The sequence below is a fragment of the Neorhizobium sp. SHOUNA12A genome (assembly GCF_023006505.1).
GTDB lineage: Bacteria > Pseudomonadota > Alphaproteobacteria > Rhizobiales > Rhizobiaceae > Neorhizobium.
The window spans coordinates 17,497-39,128 of record NZ_JALBGV010000017.1 but is presented as its reverse complement, the minus strand read 5'-3'; the positions used below and the strand labels follow the sequence as shown (position 1 = coordinate 39,128).

The 21,632-nt window shown below is 62.4% G+C and carries 25 protein-coding genes; 15 read left to right on the top strand and 10 right to left on the bottom strand.

What is annotated here, in order from left to right:
• Positions 1 to 3: 3 nt before the first annotated feature.
• Positions 4 to 504: a MarR family winged helix-turn-helix transcriptional regulator gene (locus MOV63_RS10545; RefSeq protein WP_247033657.1), complete on the bottom strand. Its 501-nt coding sequence runs from the start codon at positions 502 to 504 to the stop codon at positions 4 to 6.
• 83 nt (positions 505 to 587) lie between these two features.
• On the opposite strand from MOV63_RS10545, the gene MOV63_RS10540 reads away from it, so the two are divergent.
• The 5 genes from MOV63_RS10540 to MOV63_RS10520 all read left to right on the top strand — a co-directional run bounded on the left by MOV63_RS10540 (position 588) and on the right by MOV63_RS10520 (position 4,395).
• Entirely contained in the window at positions 588 to 1,385 is a 798-nt protein-coding gene (locus tag MOV63_RS10540) for a creatininase family protein (protein ID WP_247033655.1), read from the top strand.
• A gap of 57 nt (positions 1,386 to 1,442) precedes the next feature.
• Positions 1,443 to 1,700 carry a type II toxin-antitoxin system Phd/YefM family antitoxin gene (locus MOV63_RS10535; RefSeq protein WP_038589646.1) on the top strand — a complete coding sequence of 86 codons (258 nt, stop codon included), beginning with the start codon at positions 1,443 to 1,445 and terminating at the stop codon, positions 1,698 to 1,700.
• A complete protein-coding gene (locus MOV63_RS10530; protein ID WP_038545288.1) occupies positions 1,697 to 2,095 on the top strand; it encodes a type II toxin-antitoxin system VapC family toxin in 399 nt (132 codons plus the stop codon). The genes MOV63_RS10535 and MOV63_RS10530 overlap by 4 nt, the downstream gene beginning before the upstream one ends.
• A gap of 142 nt (positions 2,096 to 2,237) precedes the next feature.
• Entirely contained in the window at positions 2,238 to 3,350 is a 1,113-nt protein-coding gene (locus MOV63_RS10525; protein WP_247033653.1) for a GTP-binding protein, read from the top strand.
• Positions 3,351 to 3,408: 58 nt separating this feature from the next.
• Positions 3,409 to 4,395 (top strand): WD40 repeat domain-containing protein, encoded by a 987-nt coding sequence (locus tag MOV63_RS10520; protein ID WP_105428565.1) that lies wholly within the window; start codon positions 3,409 to 3,411, stop codon positions 4,393 to 4,395.
• Positions 4,396 to 4,795: 400 nt separating this feature from the next.
• Here MOV63_RS10520 and MOV63_RS10515 read toward each other — a convergent pair whose 3' ends face one another.
• Together MOV63_RS10515 and MOV63_RS10510 are read right to left on the bottom strand one after the other, a co-directional pair.
• On the bottom strand, positions 4,796 to 5,953 hold the full coding sequence (locus tag MOV63_RS10515) for a diguanylate cyclase (RefSeq protein ID WP_247033651.1): 1,158 nt from the start codon (positions 5,951 to 5,953) through the stop codon (positions 4,796 to 4,798).
• Positions 5,954 to 6,041: 88 nt separating this feature from the next.
• Positions 6,042 to 7,073 (bottom strand): serine hydrolase, encoded by a 1,032-nt coding sequence (locus tag MOV63_RS10510; RefSeq protein WP_247033650.1) that lies wholly within the window; start codon positions 7,071 to 7,073, stop codon positions 6,042 to 6,044.
• Positions 7,074 to 7,494: 421 nt separating this feature from the next.
• Between MOV63_RS10510 and MOV63_RS10505 the strand changes: the two genes are divergently transcribed.
• Together MOV63_RS10505 and MOV63_RS10500 are read left to right on the top strand one after the other, a co-directional pair.
• Positions 7,495 to 7,761 carry a hypothetical protein gene (locus MOV63_RS10505; RefSeq protein WP_037077316.1) on the top strand — a complete coding sequence of 89 codons (267 nt, stop codon included), beginning with the start codon at positions 7,495 to 7,497 and terminating at the stop codon, positions 7,759 to 7,761.
• Positions 7,761 to 8,000, top strand: a complete 240-nt coding sequence (locus MOV63_RS10500; RefSeq protein WP_247033649.1) for a hypothetical protein — start codon at positions 7,761 to 7,763, stop codon at positions 7,998 to 8,000. The genes MOV63_RS10505 and MOV63_RS10500 overlap by 1 nt, the downstream gene beginning before the upstream one ends.
• Before the next feature lie 6 nt (positions 8,001 to 8,006).
• Here MOV63_RS10500 and MOV63_RS10495 read toward each other — a convergent pair whose 3' ends face one another.
• Positions 8,007 to 8,900, bottom strand: coding sequence for a LysR family transcriptional regulator (locus MOV63_RS10495; RefSeq protein ID WP_247033708.1), 894 nt, complete (start codon positions 8,898 to 8,900; stop codon positions 8,007 to 8,009).
• A gap of 100 nt (positions 8,901 to 9,000) precedes the next feature.
• Here MOV63_RS10495 and MOV63_RS10490 point away from each other — a divergent pair, with 100 nt between their 5' ends.
• The 4 genes from MOV63_RS10490 (at position 9,001) to MOV63_RS10475 (ending at position 12,015) form a co-directional block, all read left to right on the top strand.
• A complete protein-coding gene (locus tag MOV63_RS10490) occupies positions 9,001 to 9,741 on the top strand; it encodes an SDR family oxidoreductase (protein ID WP_247033648.1) in 741 nt (246 codons plus the stop codon).
• A 32-nt stretch (positions 9,742 to 9,773) separates the two neighbouring features.
• On the top strand, positions 9,774 to 9,992 hold the full coding sequence (locus tag MOV63_RS10485) for a 4-oxalocrotonate tautomerase family protein (RefSeq protein ID WP_038545310.1): 219 nt from the start codon (positions 9,774 to 9,776) through the stop codon (positions 9,990 to 9,992).
• Positions 9,993 to 10,279: 287 nt separating this feature from the next.
• On the top strand, positions 10,280 to 11,359 hold the full coding sequence (locus MOV63_RS10480; RefSeq protein WP_247033647.1) for an aspartate-semialdehyde dehydrogenase: 1,080 nt from the start codon (positions 10,280 to 10,282) through the stop codon (positions 11,357 to 11,359).
• Positions 11,356 to 12,015, top strand: coding sequence for a Type 1 glutamine amidotransferase-like domain-containing protein (locus MOV63_RS10475; RefSeq protein ID WP_247033645.1), 660 nt, complete (start codon positions 11,356 to 11,358; stop codon positions 12,013 to 12,015). The genes MOV63_RS10480 and MOV63_RS10475 overlap by 4 nt, the downstream gene beginning before the upstream one ends.
• Positions 12,016 to 12,078: 63 nt before the next feature.
• On the opposite strand, the gene MOV63_RS10470 is transcribed toward MOV63_RS10475, so the two are convergent.
• The 3 genes from MOV63_RS10470 to odc2 all read right to left on the bottom strand — a co-directional run bounded on the left by MOV63_RS10470 (position 12,079) and on the right by odc2 (position 14,851).
• Positions 12,079 to 12,768 carry an OmpW family protein gene (locus MOV63_RS10470; RefSeq protein ID WP_247033644.1) on the bottom strand — a complete coding sequence of 230 codons (690 nt, stop codon included), beginning with the start codon at positions 12,766 to 12,768 and terminating at the stop codon, positions 12,079 to 12,081.
• Between the two features lie 258 nt (positions 12,769 to 13,026).
• The gene (locus MOV63_RS10465; protein ID WP_038545317.1) at positions 13,027 to 13,596 is read right to left on the bottom strand and encodes a GNAT family N-acetyltransferase; all 570 of its coding nucleotides are present in this window, start codon (positions 13,594 to 13,596) and stop codon (positions 13,027 to 13,029) included.
• Positions 13,597 to 13,717: 121 nt separating this feature from the next.
• Positions 13,718 to 14,851 carry an ornithine/lysine decarboxylase gene (odc2, locus tag MOV63_RS10460; RefSeq protein WP_037078156.1) on the bottom strand — a complete coding sequence of 378 codons (1,134 nt, stop codon included), beginning with the start codon at positions 14,849 to 14,851 and terminating at the stop codon, positions 13,718 to 13,720.
• Positions 14,852 to 15,378: 527 nt separating this feature from the next.
• Here odc2 and MOV63_RS10455 point away from each other — a divergent pair.
• From MOV63_RS10455 to MOV63_RS10440, 4 genes are all read left to right on the top strand, one after another.
• Positions 15,379 to 16,272 (top strand): LysR family transcriptional regulator, encoded by an 894-nt coding sequence (locus MOV63_RS10455; RefSeq protein WP_037077328.1) that lies wholly within the window; start codon positions 15,379 to 15,381, stop codon positions 16,270 to 16,272.
• Positions 16,273 to 16,429: 157 nt separating this feature from the next.
• Entirely contained in the window at positions 16,430 to 17,605 is a 1,176-nt protein-coding gene (locus tag MOV63_RS10450) for a glycosyltransferase (protein ID WP_247033642.1), read from the top strand.
• Positions 17,606 to 17,697: 92 nt separating this feature from the next.
• Positions 17,698 to 18,342 (top strand): DUF1007 family protein, encoded by a 645-nt coding sequence (locus MOV63_RS10445; protein WP_247033640.1) that lies wholly within the window; start codon positions 17,698 to 17,700, stop codon positions 18,340 to 18,342.
• Positions 18,336 to 19,391 (top strand): nickel/cobalt transporter, encoded by a 1,056-nt coding sequence (locus MOV63_RS10440; RefSeq protein WP_247033639.1) that lies wholly within the window; start codon positions 18,336 to 18,338, stop codon positions 19,389 to 19,391. The genes MOV63_RS10445 and MOV63_RS10440 overlap by 7 nt, the downstream gene beginning before the upstream one ends.
• A gap of 14 nt (positions 19,392 to 19,405) precedes the next feature.
• Here the strand turns inward: MOV63_RS10440 and MOV63_RS10435 are convergent, their stop codons facing one another.
• The 3 genes from MOV63_RS10435 to MOV63_RS10425 form a co-directional block, all read right to left on the bottom strand.
• On the bottom strand, positions 19,406 to 20,491 hold the full coding sequence (locus tag MOV63_RS10435; RefSeq protein WP_247033638.1) for an acyltransferase: 1,086 nt from the start codon (positions 20,489 to 20,491) through the stop codon (positions 19,406 to 19,408).
• A 128-nt stretch (positions 20,492 to 20,619) separates the two neighbouring features.
• Positions 20,620 to 20,826 carry a hypothetical protein gene (locus tag MOV63_RS10430; protein ID WP_247033637.1) on the bottom strand — a complete coding sequence of 69 codons (207 nt, stop codon included), beginning with the start codon at positions 20,824 to 20,826 and terminating at the stop codon, positions 20,620 to 20,622.
• Positions 20,823 to 21,518 (bottom strand): GNAT family N-acetyltransferase, encoded by a 696-nt coding sequence (locus tag MOV63_RS10425; RefSeq protein ID WP_247033636.1) that lies wholly within the window; start codon positions 21,516 to 21,518, stop codon positions 20,823 to 20,825. Before MOV63_RS10425 ends, MOV63_RS10430 begins: the two co-directional genes overlap by 4 nt.
• Positions 21,519 to 21,632: the final 114 nt, after the last annotated feature.

Here is a 21,632-nt window from a genome sequence, read left to right as displayed (position 1 = left end):
AAATCAGCCCCTGTCGTCGGAGGACTCCGACTGAAGATTTTGTTCGATGGTCTTGAGGAGCTTAAGGAGCGTGCGGATCTCCTTGTCGGAGAGGCCTTTTGCGGCGATCGAACCGCACTCGGAGACCGAGCGGCCGATCTGTTCGACGGTCTGCAATCCGGCTTCCGTCAGATGCACCTTGGTAAGGCGCCCGTCGGTGCCGTCGGCGCGGCGTTCGAGAAATCCTTGAGCTTCCATGCGGCCGATCGTGCGGGTCATGGTCGGGGCCTTGACGCCGAGCCGTATGGCGAGCTGGCCGGGGGTCATGCCGTCTTCTTCCGCAAGGATCAGGATGACGCCGTCCTGGCCGGCATAAAGCCCGCTTTCGCCGAGGCTGCGGCTGAGTGCTGTGCGCATGGAGCGGGCGGCCTGGGTGATCGCCGGCGCAAGGTCGGTGGCCGAAAGGCCTTCCAGTTCCTTCTTCTTGCCGGACTTGGCTTTTTTATCGCCCTTCTTCTTGCTCATTCGCTCCGCCCGTTTTGCCCTAAAGAAGTAGCCGTTATATCTGTGGCGCGCTATCCATATCGAAACCGGGAAACCACCGCCAGATGTCGCACCCTTCGCCACGCTATCATGACAATGATACGACACTTGCGTCCACAGAAAGGCGAGACTGGATCGCCGTCCTGCCGCTCGGCGCCCACGAGCAGCACGGACCGCACCTGCCGTTCGAGACCGACACGCTCATCGCCGAGGGCCTCGTCGCCCGCCTGATCCCTGCCCTGCCTGCCCACCTGCCGGTGACGTTCCTGCCCACGGAGCCGATTGGTTATTCGATTGAGCATATGGATGTCGCCGGTACGAAGACGCTTGGCTTCGATGAAGCCGTTTACCGCTGGCTCGGCATTGCCGCCGACCTTCACGCCAAGGGCATCGGCAAGCTGGTGCTGCTCAACGCCCATGGCGGCAATTCGCCGCTCATGACCATCGTCGCGACCGAGGCCCGGGTGCGGTTTGGCATGCTGGTCGTCGCCACAAGCTGGACCCGCTTCGGGCAGCCTGCCGGCTGGATCGCCCCGGAAGACAAGGCCGTCGACATCCACGGCGGAGACATCGAGACGTCCGTGATGCTGGCGCTCCATCCGGACCGGGTCGACATGGCCAGGGCCGAAAATTTCCCCTCCCGCCAATCGGACTTTTCCCGCGACTTCAGGCATCTGCGCGCCTATGGCCCGCACGCCTTCGGCTGGAAGATGTCCGACCTCAACCCCAAGGGCGTCGCCGGCAATGCGGCTGCTGCGACGGCGGAACGCGGTGAGATGCTGGTCGCGCATGCTGTGAAGGGGATTATCGAACTGCTGGAGGATGTGGCGCGGTTTGATGTGGGAACATTAAAGGATAGTTGAATCGACGGCATGACGAGCGTATAGTTGGACTATCTAATTGGTCCAACGGAGCACATCGTGGAAATTTCAGTGAGTGAAGCCAAAGCAAGTCTGACTGAACTCCTTCATCGCGCGGAGGCTGGAGAAGATGTTGTTCTCACGCGAAGAGGTCATAAGATTGCAAGGCTTGTACCCATTGAGCCGGAACTGACGCGTGATCAACGCAGAGCGCTGATCGAAGAGATCAGAGCAATGGCGCCTGCACCCGATGGCAACGACGTACCCGCGGAGCGAAGCCAGGATTTTCTCTATGGTGACGATGGCCTGCCGGCATGATTGTGGTCGACACGTCAGCGTTGATCGCCATCGTCAAGAATGAAATTGGTGCCTTTGACTGCCAAGAGGTGCTCACGAGGGAATCGAAGGTCCTCCTCAACGCCGCCACTCTCACCGAAGCACTGATCGTGGCTCGTGGAAAGAAATGCCTGGCTGGTCTTACCAACCTGATTGACCGGCTTCCCATTACCATCATCGAACTGGATGTTGTAAGAGCAGAACGGGCTGCGGCCGCTTACGCTCTGTTCGGCAAAGGCTTTCACAAGGCTTCGCTCAATTTCGGCGATTGCTTCGCTTATGCGACGGCCAAGGAATTCAATTGTCCGCTTCTCTATGTCGGACAGGACTTCGCCAGAACGGACGTGGTGTCTGCAATCGCGACGCCGTCAGCGTGAGCAATAAGATCACCCGGCATCGGTCGCAATCTCGATGTGATCTTATAACATACAAACCCTTTGAACTCGTCCCGGCTTGCCCTTATATGAGACGAACAAAGCTTCCGCGCCGATCGGGCGCTCTCAAGTCCTCGAGGTTTTCATGACCGAAACAGCCACCGTCAAGCCCGTTCCCGTCACCGTGCTCACCGGTTATCTCGGCGCCGGCAAGACGACGCTCCTCAACCGCATTCTCTCCGAAAGCCATGGCAAGAAATACGCGGTCATCGTCAACGAGTTCGGCGAGATCGGCATCGACAACGACCTGATCGTCGAGTCGGACGAAGAGATCTACGAAATGAACAATGGCTGCGTTTGCTGCACCGTGCGCGGCGACCTGATCCGCGTCGTCGAGGGCCTGATGCGCCGCCCGGGCCGCTTCGACGGCATCATCGTCGAGACCACCGGCCTTGCCGATCCGGTGCCGGTCGCCCAAACCTTTTTCATGGATGACGACGTGCGCGCCAAGACCGAGCTCGACGCGGTCGTGGCACTCGTCGATGCAAAACACCTGCCGCTGCGCCTGAAGGACAGCCGCGAAGCCGAAGACCAGATCGCCTTTGCCGATGTCGTCGTCATCAACAAGACCGACCTCGTTTCCCCGGAAGAACTGGCGATCATCGAAGACGTGGTGCGCGCCATCAACCCGACCGCGCGCGTCTACAAGACCACCCGTTCCGGCGTCGATCTCGCCCGCGTGCTCGATCAGGGCGCCTTCAATCTGGAGCGCGCGCTCGAAAACGATCCGCATTTCCTCGACCACGGCCATGACGACCATGTCTGTGGCCCGGACTGCGACCATGACCATGGGCATGACCACCATCATCATGATCACGACCATCATGACCATGACCATGATCATCACGGCCATGATCACCACCACCATCACCACGGCGAAATGTCGCCGATCCATGACGTGACCGTGAAGTCGATCTCGCTGCGCGGCGGCGAGATGAACCCGGAACGGTTCTTCCCCTGGATCCAGAAGATCACCCAGACGGACGGCCCGAGCATCCTGCGCCTGAAGGGCATCATCGCCTTCAAGGGCGACGAGGAACGTTATGTCGTGCAGGGCGTCCACATGATCGTCGAAGGCGATCACCAGCGGCCTTGGAAAGACGGCGAAAAGCGCGAATCGCGCCTCGTCTTCATCGGCCGCGATCTCGATGTCGACAAGATCGAGAAGAGCTTTAGGGCATGTGAGGTAGCGGCATGACGCCGAAAAGTGTGAAGCGGTTTTCGGACCACGTCATGCCCGGGAGCAATGCTGCCTGATGCCGACTGTTGCACCGCTTGATCTCGAAGGCCATGTCGTCGCCGCGCATTTCCTCGGCGACGTCCCATTCTTCGCCACCGCCGCCGGCACCATCCACCGCCTGGATGGCGGCGAGAAGGTCACGGAGGCTCATCAGGGTCTGCTGACCTGCATCCGCGATCCCTTCAGCGCCACGCTGCTGACCGGCGGCGAGGACGGCAAGGTGATGCGCATCGGCAGCAATGGCGAGGCAACCCTGATCGCCGAAGCGCCGCGCAAGTGGATCAGCGTCGTCGCCGGCGGCCCGCAGAATGCGGTCGCCTATGCGCATGGCAAATCGAGCTTCGTGAAGCAGAGCGACGGGACGCTGAAGGAATTTCCCGAAGAGCGCAGCGTCGAAGGCCTCGCCTTCGCCGGCAAGGGTCTCAGGATCGCTGCCGCCCGTTACAACGGCGTCTCGCTGCACTGGGTCGGCACCAATGCGCCGCCGGTCGATCTCGAATGGAAGGGCGCCCATAACGCCGTCACCTTCTCGCCCGACGGACGTTTCCTGGTGACGACCATGCAGGAAAACGCCCTGCACGGCTGGAAGCTCGACGGCAAGCCGGGCGAAAATCGCCATATGCGGATGACCGGTTATCCGGCCAAGGTGAAATCGCTCTCCTGGTCGCCGAAGGGCAAGTGGCTTGCCTCGTCGGGCGCCCCGGCTGCTATCGTCTGGCCGTTTTCGGCAAAGGACGGGCCGATGGGCAAGGCGCCGCAGGAACTCGGCACCCGCGCCAATATCATGGTCACGTCAGTGGCCTTCCATCCGGCCGAGGAAGTGCTCGCCATCGGTTTCATCGACGGCATGATCCTTGGCGTGAGGCTTGCCGACGCAAAGGAAGCGCTTCTACGCCGGCCCGGCAAGGGCGGCATTACCGGATTGAGCTGGAGCGCCAGCGGCAAGCTCGTCGCCTTTGCGTCCGATGCCGGCGACTGCGGCGTCATCGATATTGCAGCCTGAAAGCTTGCAGCATGAATAACCGCGGCGGAAAAATCTCCGCCGCGGCCTGGTCCATGCGGGGATGGGCAGGCAGCGTGTATGAAATGGTATGGGTGTCAGGCTTTGCTGCCTGCCCGATCGCTCCGGTGTTTTCCGAAAGGCAGGTAACGGATGGTCTGGATCCGGAACTTGAACCTTGCGGCGGTCGGCGCCCTGACGGCGCCTTCCTCACCTTTACGACCATCACGGGCCCGGATGCTCTCCGTGGGATGCGACCCGGTTCGCGACCCGGCCCCTGCCCTATGACGCGACCACTATAACCGCGCCGGCGCAGGCGGGGATGCCGGGGAATTCTTTCAACGGGAATTTGCTTCAAACGAAAAGGGAATTTCCGTTCGCCGCGGCGAAATCATCCCCTCATTCACGCCGCGTGGCGGTCTTCCTCGAACGTATCGATGCCGTCGCGGCCGTTGCGCTTGCGCGCGTAAAGCGCCTGGTCGGCCCGCTGCAGCAGGGTTTCGAGATCGCCGGGGCCGCATATTTCGGTCGCCACGCCGATGCTGAGGGTCGGTTGCACGACAAGGTCCGCCATTTCGGCGAGTGAACAGGCAAAGGCGGCGCGGATATTCTGGGCGGTCTCGACGGCCTTTTCGACCGGGCATCCCTTGAGGACGATCACGAACTCGTCGCCGCCCTGCCGCGCGAAGAGGTCGTGGCTGCGCAGGTGCAGAGACGCGGAGGATGCGAACCGCCGCAGCACTTCATCGCCGACCGCGTGCCCATGCGTGTCGTTGATCTGCTTGAAATGGTCGACGTCGATAAGCATCAGGGCGATCGGGCCCGGCTCGAGACCAGCATAGGAACGCATGAGCCCGCCGCGGTTGAGCACGCCGGTTAGGGCGTCGCGATCCGCCAGATAGGTGAGCTTGTTTCCCGCCCGTTCGGCCGCCATCAGATTGATGACGATGCTTCGCAATGCCAGGAAGGGCGCCGCCCAGAGCCCAAGCCAGGCATCGGCGCCGTTGCCAGGGGCAAACAGGCCGCCTTCGCCGATCCAGCCCGTCACCGCCAGAACGGCGCGCGCTGCAAAGATGGCGGCAGTCGGCAGGTAGATCGCAGCGACCAGCCATGCCGACCGCAGCCTTTCCTGCCGTGCGAGGCGAATACCCTCCAGCATCACCAGGAGGTCGCCGAGAGCGCAGACGAGCGAAAATATGGCGATGCGCGGCGCAGTACTGGCATCGTCTCGCCACAAGAGGATCAGCGGCGCCGAAAGAACGGCGAGGATCAGCCAACTCAGGCCCCAATGCGCCGGACGGCCGCCGAAAAGACGGACGGAGACGATCAGCAGCAGATAACCGACCAGGATCAGGTTGTTGCCGATCAGGACCGAGACGACGTCCGGCAACACGTTTCGCAGGCCGACGCTGAACAGGCCGGCTCCGATGACGATGCCGCTGGCGCTCCACCAGAACAGCCAGCGTTCGAACCGGCCGCTGGAATAGGCGATCATCTGGACGATGCCCAGGACCGAGCAGGTCATAGCCGAGACGATATAGATCGTCCGCAGATCCAGCATGAAACACCCCCAATGGCGACGCGGGCATAATAGCGTTGGGCGGTTACGATTCGGTTTGTCCGGTCGTTCAAGTTTATACGAACTGGCTTCAAACGACGCGGACGGCTCCGATGATTTCGGCAAGCAGGTTGTGTAGGTCGTCGCGATAACCGCTGCGGGCCGAGGGGCCACTTTCGTCTGACGTCATCACCACGGTGACGCCGAGCGACGGCACGATATAGAGCATCTGCCCGCCATAACCCCAGCCGAACTTGACCTCCTCTCCGCCGATATTGCGCAGGAACCAGCCGTATCCGTAACCGTCGCCGGAAAAGCGCGAATTGGTGCGCGGCGTCCAGGACTGGTCGATCCAGTCCTTCGAGACGACCTGGCGGCCGTCCTTCGTCTTGCCGCCGCGGCGGTAGAGTTCTCCGAAGGCCAGTAGCGAGCGGGCGGTCATTGCCATCTGGTTGCCACCGAAATAGATGCCTTGCCGGTCTCGTTCCCAGGACCCGATCCGGAAACCGTCGACCGGCTCCAGCCATTCGCGCGCCAGCGCCAGCGTCGATTTCTTGGCGACTTTGGTGAGGATCGCCGAGAGCAGATGCGTCGAGGCGGTGGAATAGAGCATCGAGCCGCCGGGATCGTCGTCGAACGGCTGGGCGAGTGTGAACCTCACCCAGTTGCGGCTCGCGATCCAGCGGCCGTAGTTCGGCCCCGACAGCCGCCCGAGCCCCGCCTGCATCGAAAGCAGGTTGCCGACGGTGATGGCGTGGATGCGCGGGTCCGGATTTGCCGGCAGGTCGGCCTTCAGGATCGGCGCGATCTTCTGGTCCGGCCCCTCGAGCAGCCGGCGGTCGATGGCGATGCCCATCAGCGCCGAGATGATCGATTTCGAGGCCGATTTGATGTTGGTCGAGGCGCTCGCCGAATGGCCGTTGAATGCCCGTTCGGCGATCATCTCGCCATTGCGGGCGACGAGCACGACCTTCAGCGGCTCCAGCTCCGCCGCGCCGCCGAGCACGGTATCGAGCGTCACCGGCGGCTGCGGAACTGGCGCCTGGGGCGAGCCTTGGGCGAAGCTGCGGGCGGCGGTCAGGGCGAACGGCAGAGATAGAAGGGTTGCGCGGCGTGTGATCATGCACCGAAGCTAGGACGGCAAGCCCGCCGAGACTAAGGCGGAAAGGCTCGATTCACGCAAAGATGAAGGAGTGTGAAGCCACTTCCCCCGCGCATGGACAACCGAATATGCGGCTTGCCCCTCACCCCGCCTCCGCTTCGCTCGGCGCACCCTCTCCCCGCAAGCGGGGCGAGCGAAACTGCGACCTCGCGGCACATATCCTTCTCCCCGTCCTGACGGGGAGAAGGTGCCGGCAGGCGGATGAGGGGCAAAGCGACAGCCGCGACACCCCATTCCCGAAAAGCCATTCTCATCCACGGTGGAGCGAAAACAGAAAGCAGTGTATTGGACCATCCCGACCGTCTTGATCGTTGCGTATCCGATTCCCTCACTGGACCGGACCCGCAGCGCCGGGACAGCCGTTTATACGATCGGATACGACATGGCCAAGGCACCCAAGACTGAACATTCCGAACTCGCCGGCGAATTCACCGACGACGGCATTACCGTGCTGGTCGATATCTACCGCCCTGCCGGCACCCAGGGCGACTGGACGCTGGAAGTCATCACCGAAGAGGACGACGTCACCACCTGGGAAGAGCCGTTTCCGACCGACCGCGAAGCCTTCGACGAGTTCCTGGCGACCGTCGAGCGCGACGGCATCCGCTCCTTCTTCGGCGAACCCGAACCCAATCCCGCGGTACATTGATGAAGAATGTCGAAGACCTCACCACATCCGCCAAGACCATGCACGACCGCTATGCCTCGGGCCGCATGGACCGCGAAATCGTCCGCCAGTGGGTCATGGGGCTGAGCATGTATCCGGAACCCTATGGCCGGCACATCCAGGAGGCGGTCGCGTGGTTCAAGCCTTCGCGCGACGACATGGATCCCGTCGAACTGAAGATCGCCGATCTTTCCAGGCTGCAGGCGATCTATCGGCCGTAAGACACCTCAAAGCCCAGCTTCGGCGAACACCTTGACGATCCAGTCGAGGAAAACGCGCACCCGCGGCGAAAGTTGGCGGTTCTGCGGATAGAGCGCCGAAAGCGGTGTCGGTGACGGCGGGAAATCGGCAAGCACCTCGACGAGCACGCCCTCGTCGATATCCCGCTGCAGGCGATAGCGTGGCGCCTGCATGAGGCCAAAACCGCGGCGGGCGAGATCGACCATCGTATCGGAATTGTTGACCGTCAGCCGGCTTGGAAGGGTGACGTAGCGCACCTCGTCGCCGACCATGAATTCGAGCGGCATGATCTGGCCGGTGCGCGACGACAGGAAGCCGATGGCGAAATGCCCCTCCAGCGCATCCGGTGATTTCGGAAGCCCATGTTTCTCGACATAGGCGCGGCTGGCGCAGGTGATTTCGGTGATGGTTCCGAGCCTGCGCATGATCAGCCCGCTGTCGTCGATCTCGCCCGCCCGGATGACGCAGTCCACGCCTTCGCGAACGAGATCCACCAGCCGGTCGCCCTGGCCGATCTGCAGGTCCAGCAGCGGATAGCGGTCAAGAAACTCGTGAAGGCGCGGCAAAAGGAAGGTGCGGGTCAGAAAGCCGTGCGCGTCGACCCGCAGCAGGCCGCGCGGCTGCGCGTCACGAAAGATGTTCTCCGCCTCGTCCACCTCCGCGAGGATCGCAAGGCAACGCTCGTAGAAGGCCCGGCCGTCCAGCGTCGGAGTGACATAGCGCGTCGTCCGCTCAAGCAGCCGCGTGCCGATCCCCTCCTCGAGCTGCTTGACCGCTTCGGTGACGGTCGAACGGGCAAGGCCGAGATCCGCGGCCGCAGCGGAAAAACTGCGCCGTTCGACAATCCGGACGAAGAGCTGCATGCGGTCGAGGCGATCCATGGCCTTGTTCACCACAGGCGAATTCTGATGTCAATTCACCGGCAATTGTTCTTGGATCGTGTCAGCAATATCTCCTGGCCACCAACCAAGGAGAGATCCCATGACCACCAACGGACAACGCGTCGCGATCGTCACCGGCGCTTCGAAGGGCATCGGCAGAGCCATCGCGCTCCGCCTCGCTGAAGACGGCATCGCCGTCGTCGTCAACTATGCGACCAGCCGGCAGGCTGCCGACGAGGTGGTGGCGCAGATCGAAGCGGGCGGCGGCAAGGCGGTCGCGGTGCAGGCGGATGTCGGCAGCCCGACCGCTGCCGCAACCCTGTTCGACGCTGCCGAACAGAGCTTTGGCGGTGCCGACATCCTCGTCAACAATGCCGGTGTGATGCGGCTTGCTCCGCTCGCCGAGATGGACGACGAGACTTTCGAATTTCAGCTTGCCACGAACCTGATGGGCACGTTCCGCGGCATCCGAGAGGCAGGCAAGCGGCTGCGCGACGGCGGCCGCATCATCAACTTCTCGTCGAGCGTCGTCGGTGTCTACGGGCCGGCCTATGGCGGTTATGCCGCCACCAAGGCCGCCGTCGAAGCGATGACCCACGTTGCCTCCAAGGAACTCGGGCGGCGGAGGATCACCGTCAACGCGATCGCGCCCGGCCCTGTCGAAACCGAGATGTTCATGACCGGCAAGTCTGACGAACTGGTTCGGAACATCGTCAAGACGATCCCGCTCAGCCGGCTCGGCCAGCCGCAGGACATCGCCAGCGTCGTCTCCTTCCTCGCCGGCCCGGACGGCGGCTGGGTCAACGGCCAGGTGCTGCGCGCCAACGGCGGCATGATCTGAAACACCAAAACATCAACCTGAAGGAAAACCCGATGCCATTCGTGAACATCAAGACGCCAGAAGCCGCACTCAGCAAGGCCCAGAAGCAAGAGATCGTCCACCGCATGACCGAGATGCTGGTCGAATACATGAGCGAGGCCGCGCGGCCCCACACCATGGTGCTGATCGAAGAGGTCAAGGACGGCGGATACGGCCGTGCCGACGAGATTTTCGTGATCCCGGATGCCTATCGCGCCAAAGACGGCGCTTGAGAAATCGCCTGTTCACTCTCCCGCCCGGTTCTCCGATCGGGCGAGAGAGTGACTACAAAATATCCGGGCAAGGCCGGCTTGGCGACACCACAAGCTCGTGTTATTCAAGCCACCATGTTCGCAAACCTGACGACCAAAACCGCCACCAAAACGACCGCTGACGCGGGGCGTTTTTGGGTGCGTGCGCGGTAACAGCGACATCATCCTCAAAACCCCGCCGGAGACGGACGGGGTTCAAAGGTGACAAATAGCCCTGTCTCTCTCCTAAATTCCAAGGAGAGACAAAAATGCTGACCAACCTCGAAAATCTCGCCCCCAGCCAACCTGTTGGCCTTTCGACCGCAACGCCAGTCGTCGCGATCGTCGGCGCTACCGGTGCGGTCGGTGTCGAACTCTTGAACTGCCTTGCCGCCCGCAACTTTCCGCTCGGCGGATTGAAACTGCTAGCCTCGGCGCGCTCGGCCGGCAAGACGCTTCCCTTCAATGGCGCCGAACTCGTCATCGAGGAACTGACGGAGGCGAGTTTCAAGGGTGTCGATATCGCCCTTTTTTCCGCCGGCAGCGGCATTTCCAGGCGTTTCGCGCCGATCGCGGTTAGGGCCGGCGCCGTGGTGATCGACAATTCCTCCGCCTTCCGAATGGAGGAGACAGTGCCGCTGGTCGTGCCGGAGGTGAATGGCGAAGCGCTCCGCCAGCATCGCGGCATCGTCGCCAACCCGAACTGCGTCGCGGCGATTGCTACGGTGGCTCTCGCCCCGCTCCACCGCGCTCATCCGATCCGCAGGCTGAACATCTCGACCTATCAGGCCGCGTCCGGCGCAGGGGCTGCGGCGATGGAGGAGCTGCGGCTGTCGACCGCTGCCTATCTCGCGGGCGAGATCTTCGTGCCCAAGGTGCTGCCGCACCCTTATGCCTTCAACCTCTTCAGCCACAATGCCGACATGGACCCGGAGAGCGACTATAACGGCGAGGAGCTGAAGGTGGTGGCGGAGACCCGCCGCATCCTCGACGTGCCCGCCCTGCCGATCGGCATCACCTGCGTTCGCGTGCCGGTGCTGCGCGCCCATGCCATGGCGATCTCCATCGAATTCGACCAGCCGGTATCGCCCGAAGAAGCCCGCGATCTGCTGTCTGGCGCCCCCGGCCTGCGCCTCGTCGACAACCGCGCCAGCAATCACTTCCCGATGCCGTCGGAGGCATCCAGCGAAGACGACGTCCTGGTTGGTCGCATCCGCACCGACATCGGCGATCCGTCCGGCAGGACGCTGGCGATCTTCGTTGCCGGCGACCAGCTCTTGAAGGGCGCGGCACTCAACGCGGTGCAGATCGCCGAGCGGCTGCTTGGCGGCGTCGAGAGCAAGTCATGAGGCTCTACCTCTCCTCCTACCGACTCGGCGACCATGTGGAAAAACTATCCGCACTGATGCACGGCGGTAAACGCATTGCGGTGATCAGCAACGCACTCGACTTCATTCCAGCGGAGGCCCGCCGGCGCTACGAGACGACCGTTTATAGCCCGATCGAGGAATTTGCCGGACTCGGCTTCACGGCCGAGCCGCTTGATCTGCGCGACTATTTCGGCAAGCCCGAGACGCTGGCCCAACGCCTGCGGCCCTTCGACCTCGTCTGGGCGCTCGGCGGTAATGCTTTCCTGCTCCGCCGCGCCATGCGGCAGAGCGGCTTCGACGGAGTGATCTGCGATTTGCTGGATGCCGATGCCGTCGCCTATGGCGGCTTCAGCGCGGGCGCGGTCGTCGCCACCCCGACGCTGCGTGGCATCGAGCTAATGGATGAGCCGAATGTGATTGCCGAAGGTTATGATGCGGACATCGTCTGGGAAGGGCTGGGGCTAGTCGATTTCTCGATCGTGCCGCATTACCATTCCGACCACGACGAAGCGAAGGCGGCCGACAAAGCGCTCGCCTGGTTCGGGGAAAATGGCTTGCCGTTCAGGGCGATGCGTGACGGCGAAGTATTCGTCGTCGACGGCGGCATTGCCGCTCTGCATGCGTTGAGGCCCTAAAAACAAAGGCCGGCGCCACCTGTTCTGGCGCCGGCCCCGTCCCTACCGCCCTCGTTGGTTTTTCTAGAACCGGTAGGTAACGCCTGTGCCGATCAGCCAGGGATTGATCTTCGCCTTGCCGCTCAGCGGCCCGAGGACGTCATGATCAGCCTTCCAGTCGGTCTCCATGAAGATCTTCTTCACGTCGAAGTTCACGCCCCAATGCTGGTCGATCATGTAGTCGAAGCCGACCTGCAGGGCAGCGCCGACATGGTTCTCGACGTCGAGATTGTGGAAGCCCGGCTTTTCCGACTGGTTGTAGAAGAGCGAATAATTGACGCCGGCACCGACATAGGGCTTGAAGGCGCCGAAATCGGTGAAGTGGTATTGCAGCGTCAGCGTCGGCGGCAGCAGCCAGGCGCGGCCGACCGGCACGCCGACGGCACCGTCCTCCTTGATATTCGCATAGGTCGTGCCGAGGACCAGTTCGGCGGCGATATTGTCGGTGAAGAAGTAGCTGATATCGAGTTCGGGGATGACCGAATCGGAAAAGGACAGGTCCGAACCCGGCACGCCGTTGACCGAGCCGCGGTTCTCAGTGATGACGCCCAAGCCGCGCACGCGAATCTGCCAGGGGCTCTGGCCGGTAGCGGCCTCCTGCGCCACCGGGGCGACGGATGCCGGCGTCAGATCCGCCGCTGCCGCCCCGAATGCGAAAAAAGCCGCACCCGCGCCCGCGATCCATCTCAGATGCCGTGCCCCGCTCGTGTTCATGTAAGCTCTCCTTGATTGTATATCGATCTTGCGAGGAGAGGCTTAGGAGCCGGCTGCGAGAGTCGGATTGATCCGGATCAACCGCGGCCGGCGGATGCACGGCGGCGGCCTGAAAGGGAGAATTTGTCGCACGAAAAACCCCGCCTCCCCTTGGGGGCGCTCCCACGGGAGTGCTCCCAAGGGGAGACGGGGTCTGGGCAGATCGTCGGGGCGCGAGGCCTTGAGTGCTGAATGCCTTGGTCGAAAACTCGGCCTTTGTCAGGCCAGCTTGCGCCCGTTGGCGACGATCATGCCAGCGGCACCTTCAAGCCAGCCGGCCTTGAGTTCGAGCGCCAGGAAACGCGAACGCTCGAAGGGGCCGGGCATGACGAGATGCCGGGTCTTGTCGGCGAAGAAGCCGAACCGTTCATAATAGGCCGCATCGCCGACGAGCAGGATCGCGCCATGGCCGCGCTTGTGGGCCTCGGTGATCGCCGCACGCATCAGCGCAGCACCTATGCCCTTGCCTTCGTAAGCGCAATCGACCGCGAGCGGGCCGAGCAGCAGCGCATCGATCGCCTGGCCTTCCGAGGAGATGCCGGCTTCGATGTTCCAAAGCCGCACGGTGCCGATCACGTGGCCGGCGCCGTCACGGGCGACGATGGCGAGGCCTTCGGCCGGCACGCGGTTGCGGCGGATCTTTTCCGACGATTTTTTGCGGCGATCCGGGCCCATGGCGCGGTCGAGCAGGGTTTCGCGGGCGACCACGTCAGCCGGAGTTTCGGCGTCGATGGCGAAAGTGGAGTTGGGCGCAAAGAATGCGCGCACAGAATCAAGAACAGCGGCCATCGTGGCCTCCCGTACCCAATACCGTTATCAGCGGCGATGAAGAGGAATTGTGAATTTGCCGCCCCGGCTGGTTACGGGGCCGGCGGTATTGGATGACGCCAGTCAGGCAGGCAAAGCCGCCTTAGATGACGTACGCCTTCAGGGGGTCGAAGCCGTTGAAGGCGACGGCCGAGTAGGTCGTCGTATAGGCGCCGGTGCCTTCGATCAGAACCTCGTCGCCGATGGTGAGCGTCACCGGCAGCGGATACATGTTCTTCTCGTACATCACGTCGGCGCTGTCGCAGGTCGGGCCGGCGAGAACGCAGGGTTCCATCTCGTCGCCGTCCCGCTCGGTGCGGATCGGGTAGCGGATGGCCTCGTCCATGGTTTCGGCGAGACCGCCGAACTTGCCGATGTCGAGGAAGACCCATCGGTGATTGTCGTTGTCCGACTTCTTCGACACGAGGACGACTTCAGCCTTGATGACGCCCGCATTGCCGACCATGCCGCGACCCGGCTCGATGATCGTCTTCGGCAGGTTGTTGCCGAAATACTTGCGCAGCGAAGCGAAGATCGCCTTGCCGTATTCTTCGGCCTTCGGCACGTCGCGCAGGTACTTGGTCGGAAAACCACCGCCCATGTTGACCATCTGCAGAACGATGCCCTGCTTTGCGAGCGAACCGAAGACGCGCTTGGCATCGGCAAGAGCCGCATCCCAGGCATCGACCTTGGTCATCTGCGAGCCGACATGGAAGGACACGCCGTAGGATTCGAGACCCATCTGGTGCGCGTAGACGAGCACGTCGACGGCCATCTGCGGCACGCAACCGAACTTGCGGGAAAGCGGCCATTCGGCGCCTTCGCCATCGGTCAGCACGCGGCAGAATACCTTCGCACCGGGGGCGGCGCGGGAAATCTTCTCGACTTCCTCATGGCTGTCGACGGCATAGAGGCCAACGCCGAGCGCGAAGGCGCGGGCGATGTCGCGTTCCTTCTTGATCGTGTTGCCAAAGGAAATGCGGTCGGCGGAAGCACCGGCGTCGAGTGCCATCTGGATTTCGGCGACCGACGCGCAATCGAAATTGGAACCCATCGAAGCAAGCAGCTTCAGGATTGCCGGTTCCGGGTTGGCCTTGACCGCATAATAGATCGCGCTGTCCGGCAGAGCATGACGGAAGGCGTTGAAATTGTCGCGCACGACGTCGAGATCGACAACAAGAAACGGTCCTTCGGGACGCTGGGTCTTGATGAAGTCAAGGATGCGAGCAGTGGTCATGGTCAGTCCCTTCAAATCTCAAAGCTCCGGCTGCGAACCGGAGGACAAAGGACGGATGAGAATGCGTTCAGCCCGGTTGGTGGAGACACCGGTACCGTGAACACGCTCAAACGCGCGATAAGTGGATCAACGCTCTGCCACGAACAATGATCCGGCTTTGTCTGCCATGGATTGGAGGGAGGTCCCTACCGCACTTCCGGCAATGATGGTGTGCCTCTTCAGTAACCCCCGCTGATGGAAAGCAGGGAGAGAACAAAAAGGCCCGCACCGTCGTTGCTTCAGATGTCCTCGCATTTCCCGGATGGCCGGAATAGCGACTGGAGGGGTTAGTTCCAGGTACCTTACCGATGACCTCACCAAATAGAGGGTCGGCGGACACCCACGGGCACGTGCGACTTTGGGCTGACCGGGAGATAAGAATATTCGCGGTCATAATCAAGAGTTTTTTTGCCCCTCACCAAAATTTCGCATTGCACAATTCCGTGCTAAATCCCAACTAGGATCGACCAGACTAAAAGGGGCGACATTTGGACACTCTCACCCGCATGCGGGCCTTCATCGATGTGGTTGAAGCAGAAGGCTTTTCAGCCGCCGCCCGGCGGACCGGGCGGTCGAAGGCGCTGCTGTCGAAATATGTGCGCGAACTGGAAGACGATCTGGGTGCCCTGCTGCTCAATCGCACCACCCGCCAGTTCTCGATGACCGAGGCCGGGCACACCTATTACCGGACCGCCGCCGATATCCTCAAGGAAATCGACAATCTCGCCGACCTCGTGCGCGAGAACAACGCCGATCTCAAGGGACGCCTGCGCGTTTCCGTGCCGCGGACCTTCGTCGATGCGGAGGTTGGCCAGTCGTTGATCGATTTCGCCAAGAGCCACACGGAAGTGTCGCTGGAAATCGTCGCCGAGGACCGTTTCGTCGATCTGATCGAGGAAAATTTCGACCTCGCGATCCGAATCACCAAACTGGAAGATTCCGGGCTGATCGCCAGAAAACTCTCCGACTTCCGCGTCTACACCGTTGCGACCGCCGATTTCGTCGCCAAATACGGCCCGCTCGAACACCCGCAGGACCTCAACCGCGTCCCGTTCATCATCGACACCAATTCCCGTTGGCACAACAATGTGCGTTTCACCGACAAGGACGGCTCGACCATTTCTGTCGCCGTCAGCGGCCCGGTCGAGATCAACAGCCCGCAGGCGACGCTGCGCGCTGCCCGCGCGGGCCTCGGCGTCGCGATTATCCCCGATTTCATCGCCAATGCCTCGATCCAGTCGGGCGAACTGGTGACGCTGTTCGACGATTATATTGCCAAGGACCGCGGCATCTATGCGGTCTATCCGCATCGCCGCTACCTGCCGGCCAAGGTCAGGAGCTTCGTCGACTTCCTCTCCACCTGGTTCCGCCGCCAACATTGACCGATCCGGCTGCCCGGCGCCTCGCCGGTCCCTACGGCGAATGAGGTAACGCCTCCTCGGCTGGTCGACCTATTGGCCGGCTTGCTTGAGCTTGGCTTCGATCCGCATAGTGCGGCTCAGCGTGCGAAAGTCCCGGCATCGCGGAGGATCGAGGTCCATGCAGAAAAGCCTGGCGATGTTCGTGTCGGCGCCGGTGATCGAGGCCGAAAACGGCAAGCTGGTGCTCGACAAGAAGTTCGTTTCCGGCATGGCCCTGCATGTGCAGCACTGGTCCGGGCCGGTCACCTGCTTCATCCGCCGCGGTGCGACCGACATACCTTTCGGCGGTCGCTACGATATCGGCGACCTCGATTTCCGGGTGCGGATTCTAGAGCCGGAGGAACGGGTCTCGGCAGACCATCTCGCCGACTTCGACCTCGCGCTGTTATCGGGAGATTCCTATCTGGACCTGCTGCCGCCGGCGGTGATCCGGCAAGCGAAGAGCGCAGTGGTCTATTCGATCGAATACACCCATCAGACCCGGCTGCAGATCATCTCGCTCGACGACACCCGCAGCCTGCCGCGGAAAATCTACGGCATGGCCTGGACGGTGATGCAGGAATACAAGCGCAAGCGCGCCTTCCGCGCCGCCCGCGGCATCCAGGCAAACGGTTACCCGGCCCACGCGGCCTATCACGACATGTGCGGCAGCCAGCTCCTCTACCTCGACAACCGCATGAAACCGGCAATGTTCGCGACGCCGCAGGAGATGAGCGCGCGAAAACGGCATCTCCAGAACGGCGAGCCGTTGCGGCTCATTCATTCGGGACGGCTCGAACCGATGAAGGGCGTGCAGGACCTCGTTCCGATCGCCAGGCTGCTTGACGAGAGGGGCGTCGATTTCACCCTGACGATCTACGGCGAGGGAAGCCTTTCCGCCGTAATCAACGCCGACATCCACAAGCATTGGCTTCAGGACTGTGTCTTCCTCAAGGATCCGGTCGATTTCGAGCAGGAACTCGTACCGCTGACGCGAACCGGTGCGGATATCTTCCTCAGCTGCCACAGACAGTCCGATCCTTCCTGCACCTATATCGAGACGATGGGCTGCGGCGTTCCGATCGCCGGCTATGACAACGAGATGTGGTCGGCGCTGATGATCGAATCGAAAGCCGGTTGGGCCGCCCCGCTCGGCGACATCAGGGCGATGGCCGATCGACTGGCCGCCCTCGACAAGGACCGCGCATCCATTCTGGAGCGGGCCGAAAACGCGCTTCGGTTCGCGCGCGGGTGGGACTTCGAAAGCCAGTTTCGCAAACGCATGGAGCATCTGGAAAATCTCACCCGGCACTAGACCTGGGCTGGACATGTGACCGGTTCGAGTCGAAATTCCGTCTCATTTGCGCTGCACTGCAAGGGGCGGACGAACCGGGAGCCACAGGGCGAATGCGATATCGAGTCTTGACCATTGCCACGTTGGCGGCTGCCTGCATTCCGCTCCCCGCCGTCGCCCATCCGCATATCTTTGCCGAGGCGCGGCTCGAAGTGGTGGCCGGCACCGACGGCAATGTCGCGGAGCTGCACAATGTCTGGCGCTTCGATGAGGTCTTCTCATCCAGCGTGCTGCTCGATTTCGACAAGAATACCGACCTGAAGCTCGACGCCAAGGAACTCGCGGCGCTCGGCGAGGTGATGCGCAAGTCGCTGGCCGACTATCACTATTTCACGACGATCACGGCCAACGGCGCCAATGTCGGGGTGCAGAAGCCGGCCGTGATCCACGTTTCGCTCGACGGCAACCAGCTTCTGGTCCTGTTTGCGGTGAAGCCCGAAAAACCGGTGCCGCTCAAGGGCCGGCTGGCCTTTGGTATCTACGATCCTTCCATGTACACCTCGATCGACTTCCCGACCGACGGCGACCTGATCGTCAAGGGCGACGGCTTTGCCCATTGCCAGCACAAGGTGGTGCGCCCCGACCCCGACGAAGTGATCTCCCAGAATACCACGTCGCTGACCGATGCCTTCTTCAACGATCCGACCGGCACCGACATGTCGAAACTTTTCGCCACCCGACTGGAACTGACATGCTGAAGACCCGCGGCGCCCTTTCCCCTTCCGTCGTCATTCCTGCCCTTCTCGCTGTTGCGGCGGTCGGCATCCTGACGGTGGGGTCGGCGCATGCGCAATCGCCGCTCGGCGTCGGTTCGGCCGAGCCCTCGTTTTCGGTCGGCGGACCGCTCGGTCCGTTTTTCGCCTGGATCAATTTTTACCAGCAGTCCTTCTACCGGGCGCTGACCGGTTCGCTGAAGGCGATGCGCGGGGATCCCTGGGCGCTGTCCGGCCTGATCGGGCTGTCGTTCGCCTATGGCGTCTTCCACGCCGCAGGTCCTGGCCACGGCAAAGCGGTGATCTCCTCCTACATGATCGCCAACGAGATCGAGCTCCGGCGCGGCGTCGTCATCTCCTTCATCTCCGCGCTGCTGCAGGGCCTGGTGGCGGTGCTGCTGGTTGGCGCGGCCTATCTCCTGCTGCGCGGCTCGGGCATCACCATGACGGCGGCGACCCAGGCAATGGAGATTGCCAGCTTCGCCATGGTCGCGCTGTTTGGCGCCTGGCTGCTGGTGAAAAAGATCCGGGCGCTGCGGATGCGCGTCATCAGCATGCCCGTCGCAGTCCCCGCCGGTAACGGGCGCGGGCCGACTGGGCTGAATTTCCAGGCGGTCGAAATCGACGATCACGACTATCAGGGAACCGGCGATTATTGTGAGACTTGCGGCGTCAGCCACATGCCCGATCCCGCCCTGCTGAAGTCAAAGGATTTCAGCCTGCACGAGGCCTGGTCGGCGATCATTGCCGTCGGCCTCAGACCCTGCTCGGGCGCGATCCTGGTGATGAGCTTTGCGCTGTTGAACAGCCTCTATCTCGGCGGTGTGCTGTCGGTTCTCGCCATGTCGATCGGCACGGCGATCACCGTCACCATTCTCGCGACGCTTGCCGTCACCGCCAAGGATCTCGCGGTCCGCTTCGCCGGTCCCGGCTCGCGCTCGGGACGGCGGATCTCCCATGCGATCGAGATCGGCGGCGCACTGTTCGTGCTGCTGGTCGGGTTGTCGCTGCTCGGCGCTGCGCTGCAGGTGTAACGCCGCTGCCCCTTTCAGGCCGCGCGTTTACGCACCATGGCCGGGCTGCCCTTGCGCATCCATTGCCGGCAGGGCCGCTCGATCGCCACATGCAACAGCCATGACACGCCGATCACCACCATGCTCGTCACCACCGTCGCAACTACGTTACGGAGCACGAAGCCCGCATTGCCGAGCTTCCCCTCCACCATGGCCCAGACGCCGAGCGCCCGGTAGTGGGTGAGATAGACGGCAAAGGAGATGTCGCCGAGGAAATGCATCGGCGGGGAGGCGAAGAAATCCGCGAACAGCCCGCGATCGGTGCTGAGGCAGAAGAGCAGCGAGATGATCAGCAGATAGATCGCAAAATCCCAATCCGGCTGAGTGAGCGCGACCAGGGCCAGAAGCCCGACACCGATCTGCACCGGCGTGCGCGCCGCGAAGGCGGCGACGGCCGGATCGTTGTGCAGCCGCCAGACCAGTTGGCCGAGCGTGAAGCCTGCAAGGCAGCGGATCAGGGTGAAGGGTGCGGCGATGAGATCGAGCAGGCCCTTGGAAATCGTCGACCCGATATAATGGAGGGAGGCGGCAAGCGTCAGGATCAGGATCGCGAGGATCGCGCTGATGCCGAGCAGCAGCGCTGCCATGCGGCTCGACTTCAGACACAACAGGCCGATCACCGGGAACAGCAGGTAGACCAGCATTTCGGCGCTCACCGACCACGCCGGCGGATCGATGCTCGGCCAGTTGCCGAGCGACTGCAGCATCAGGACATTCGAGATGAACACGTCCGGCCCGATATCGAGCTCGGAGGATTTGAGGAAGGCGAGCGCGATGAACGCCAGCGTCACGGCGAGATAGAGCGGGTAGACCCTGGCGATGCGGTGCCACAGGAAGTCGCCGAACCGGAACGCGCCCGACAGGAACGACGGCCCGTAGACATGCGCCATGACGAAGCCGCTGAGAATGAAAAACAGGTCAACCGACAGGTAGCCGTGGTTGAGGAAGGTCGAGAACGCCCCGTCCGACGGAACCCTGTCGAGCTCGAAATGGTAGACCATCACGAACACGGCCGCCGCCCCGCGAATACCCGTCATCGACCTGATTTCGCCCACCGCCATCGCAGCACCCCCCAGGACCTGGAAACCAGGCTACCGAGGCAGCTTACAGGGTTGGGAACACTGCACAATCCGGCCATCAGGCTAGGCGACTACGCCTTAGGACTGCGCCCGCTCGAAGGCGGAGATGGTCAGCGGCCGCGATTGCGCTGGTAGCGTGCCCTCAGCCAGAAGATCGCGAAGAAACCGAGCAACAGCATGGAGCCGATGACGACGGCGAGCACCGGAGAAAACTGGGCAATCCACATGACGATCGTCGGCAGGAAATAGATCACCAGCCCGATACATGCGAGGATCACCGCCGCGGCAATCGCCTGCGACTTTGCCTCGGGCGTCATGCGCTGGCTCCCTTGGCAAGCTCGGCGCGGATATCTTCGAGCCGGCGCTTCTGGGCGCCATCAGCCCCGAAATTTTCGGGCGAAAGCCATGCTTCGAACGCGGCCTTCAGGAGCGGCCATTCCACGTCGATCATCGAAAACCAGGCGGTGTCACGATTGGCCCCCTTGGAGATGAGATGTTGGCGGAAGACGCCCTCGAAGGTGAAGCCGTAACGGCGCGCCGTCGTCTTGCTCGGCTCGTTGTCGTTATGGCATTTCCATTCGTAGCGACGGTAATCGAGCCCTTCGAAAACATGTTTCGCCATCAGGTAATGCACTTCGGTCGACAGCGGCGAGCGCTTCATGGATGCCCCATGCGCGACCGAGCCGACCTCGATGACGCCGTTCTTCGGATCCGGTCGCATGTAGCTTGCCATGCCGACCACTTTTCCTGTCGCATTGTCGCGCGAAACGAGCGTCACGAAACTCGAATGGACGCGGGCGTTTTCCAGCCAGTCGCCAAACGCGTTCACATCGGCAAAATCGTCGTTGGGGAAATATTTGAGAAGCGGATTGATGCCGTCTGCGCCGCCGAACCCGTCCCACAGTGCCTGGAGGTGGCTGTCCCTGTCATAGGGTTCGAGCGTCACGAACCGCCCCTTGAGGGTGACCGGAGCGGGGGCGGCAACTTTGTAGTTCTTCAGATCGCGCATATCAGCCTCTTCTACCGTGCCAGTGGCTTAGGCCAGCGACGGGGGAAAGGCAACGGGGGGAGCGCGGGCGTCGGTTGCAATGGAATAGAGAAGCGAAAACGGAGCGGCCTATCT

What these genes read in the sequence shown, in the direction of transcription:
- MOV63_RS10545 (WP_247033657.1), bottom strand. Translation starts at nt 504, where the DNA reads ATGAGCAAGAAGAAGGGCGATAAAAAAGCCAAGTCCGGCAAGAAGAAG.
- MOV63_RS10540 (WP_247033655.1), top strand. Translation starts at nt 588, where the DNA reads ATGTCGCACCCTTCGCCACGCTATCATGACAATGATACGACACTTGCG.
- MOV63_RS10530 (WP_038545288.1), top strand. Translation starts at nt 1,697, where the DNA reads ATGATTGTGGTCGACACGTCAGCGTTGATCGCCATCGTCAAGAATGAA.
- MOV63_RS10525 (WP_247033653.1), top strand. Translation starts at nt 2,238, where the DNA reads ATGACCGAAACAGCCACCGTCAAGCCCGTTCCCGTCACCGTGCTCACC.
- MOV63_RS10520 (WP_105428565.1), top strand. Translation starts at nt 3,409, where the DNA reads ATGCCGACTGTTGCACCGCTTGATCTCGAAGGCCATGTCGTCGCCGCG.
- MOV63_RS10515 (WP_247033651.1), bottom strand. Translation starts at nt 5,953, where the DNA reads ATGCTGGATCTGCGGACGATCTATATCGTCTCGGCTATGACCTGCTCG.
- MOV63_RS10510 (WP_247033650.1), bottom strand. Translation starts at nt 7,073, where the DNA reads ATGATCACACGCCGCGCAACCCTTCTATCTCTGCCGTTCGCCCTGACC.
- MOV63_RS10505 (WP_037077316.1), top strand. Translation starts at nt 7,495, where the DNA reads ATGGCCAAGGCACCCAAGACTGAACATTCCGAACTCGCCGGCGAATTC.
- MOV63_RS10500 (WP_247033649.1), top strand. Translation starts at nt 7,761, where the DNA reads ATGAAGAATGTCGAAGACCTCACCACATCCGCCAAGACCATGCACGAC.
- MOV63_RS10495 (WP_247033708.1), bottom strand. Translation starts at nt 8,900, where the DNA reads ATGGATCGCCTCGACCGCATGCAGCTCTTCGTCCGGATTGTCGAACGG.
- MOV63_RS10490 (WP_247033648.1), top strand. Translation starts at nt 9,001, where the DNA reads ATGACCACCAACGGACAACGCGTCGCGATCGTCACCGGCGCTTCGAAG.
- MOV63_RS10485 (WP_038545310.1), top strand. Translation starts at nt 9,774, where the DNA reads ATGCCATTCGTGAACATCAAGACGCCAGAAGCCGCACTCAGCAAGGCC.
- MOV63_RS10480 (WP_247033647.1), top strand. Translation starts at nt 10,280, where the DNA reads ATGCTGACCAACCTCGAAAATCTCGCCCCCAGCCAACCTGTTGGCCTT.
- MOV63_RS10475 (WP_247033645.1), top strand. Translation starts at nt 11,356, where the DNA reads ATGAGGCTCTACCTCTCCTCCTACCGACTCGGCGACCATGTGGAAAAA.
- MOV63_RS10470 (WP_247033644.1), bottom strand. Translation starts at nt 12,768, where the DNA reads ATGAACACGAGCGGGGCACGGCATCTGAGATGGATCGCGGGCGCGGGT.
- MOV63_RS10465 (WP_038545317.1), bottom strand. Translation starts at nt 13,596, where the DNA reads ATGGCCGCTGTTCTTGATTCTGTGCGCGCATTCTTTGCGCCCAACTCC.
- odc2 (WP_037078156.1), bottom strand. Translation starts at nt 14,851, where the DNA reads ATGACCACTGCTCGCATCCTTGACTTCATCAAGACCCAGCGTCCCGAA.
- MOV63_RS10450 (WP_247033642.1), top strand. Translation starts at nt 16,430, where the DNA reads ATGCAGAAAAGCCTGGCGATGTTCGTGTCGGCGCCGGTGATCGAGGCC.
- MOV63_RS10445 (WP_247033640.1), top strand. Translation starts at nt 17,698, where the DNA reads ATGCGATATCGAGTCTTGACCATTGCCACGTTGGCGGCTGCCTGCATT.
- MOV63_RS10440 (WP_247033639.1), top strand. Translation starts at nt 18,336, where the DNA reads ATGCTGAAGACCCGCGGCGCCCTTTCCCCTTCCGTCGTCATTCCTGCC.
- MOV63_RS10435 (WP_247033638.1), bottom strand. Translation starts at nt 20,491, where the DNA reads ATGGCGGTGGGCGAAATCAGGTCGATGACGGGTATTCGCGGGGCGGCG.
- MOV63_RS10430 (WP_247033637.1), bottom strand. Translation starts at nt 20,826, where the DNA reads ATGACGCCCGAGGCAAAGTCGCAGGCGATTGCCGCGGCGGTGATCCTC.
- MOV63_RS10425 (WP_247033636.1), bottom strand. Translation starts at nt 21,518, where the DNA reads ATGCGCGATCTGAAGAACTACAAAGTTGCCGCCCCCGCTCCGGTCACC.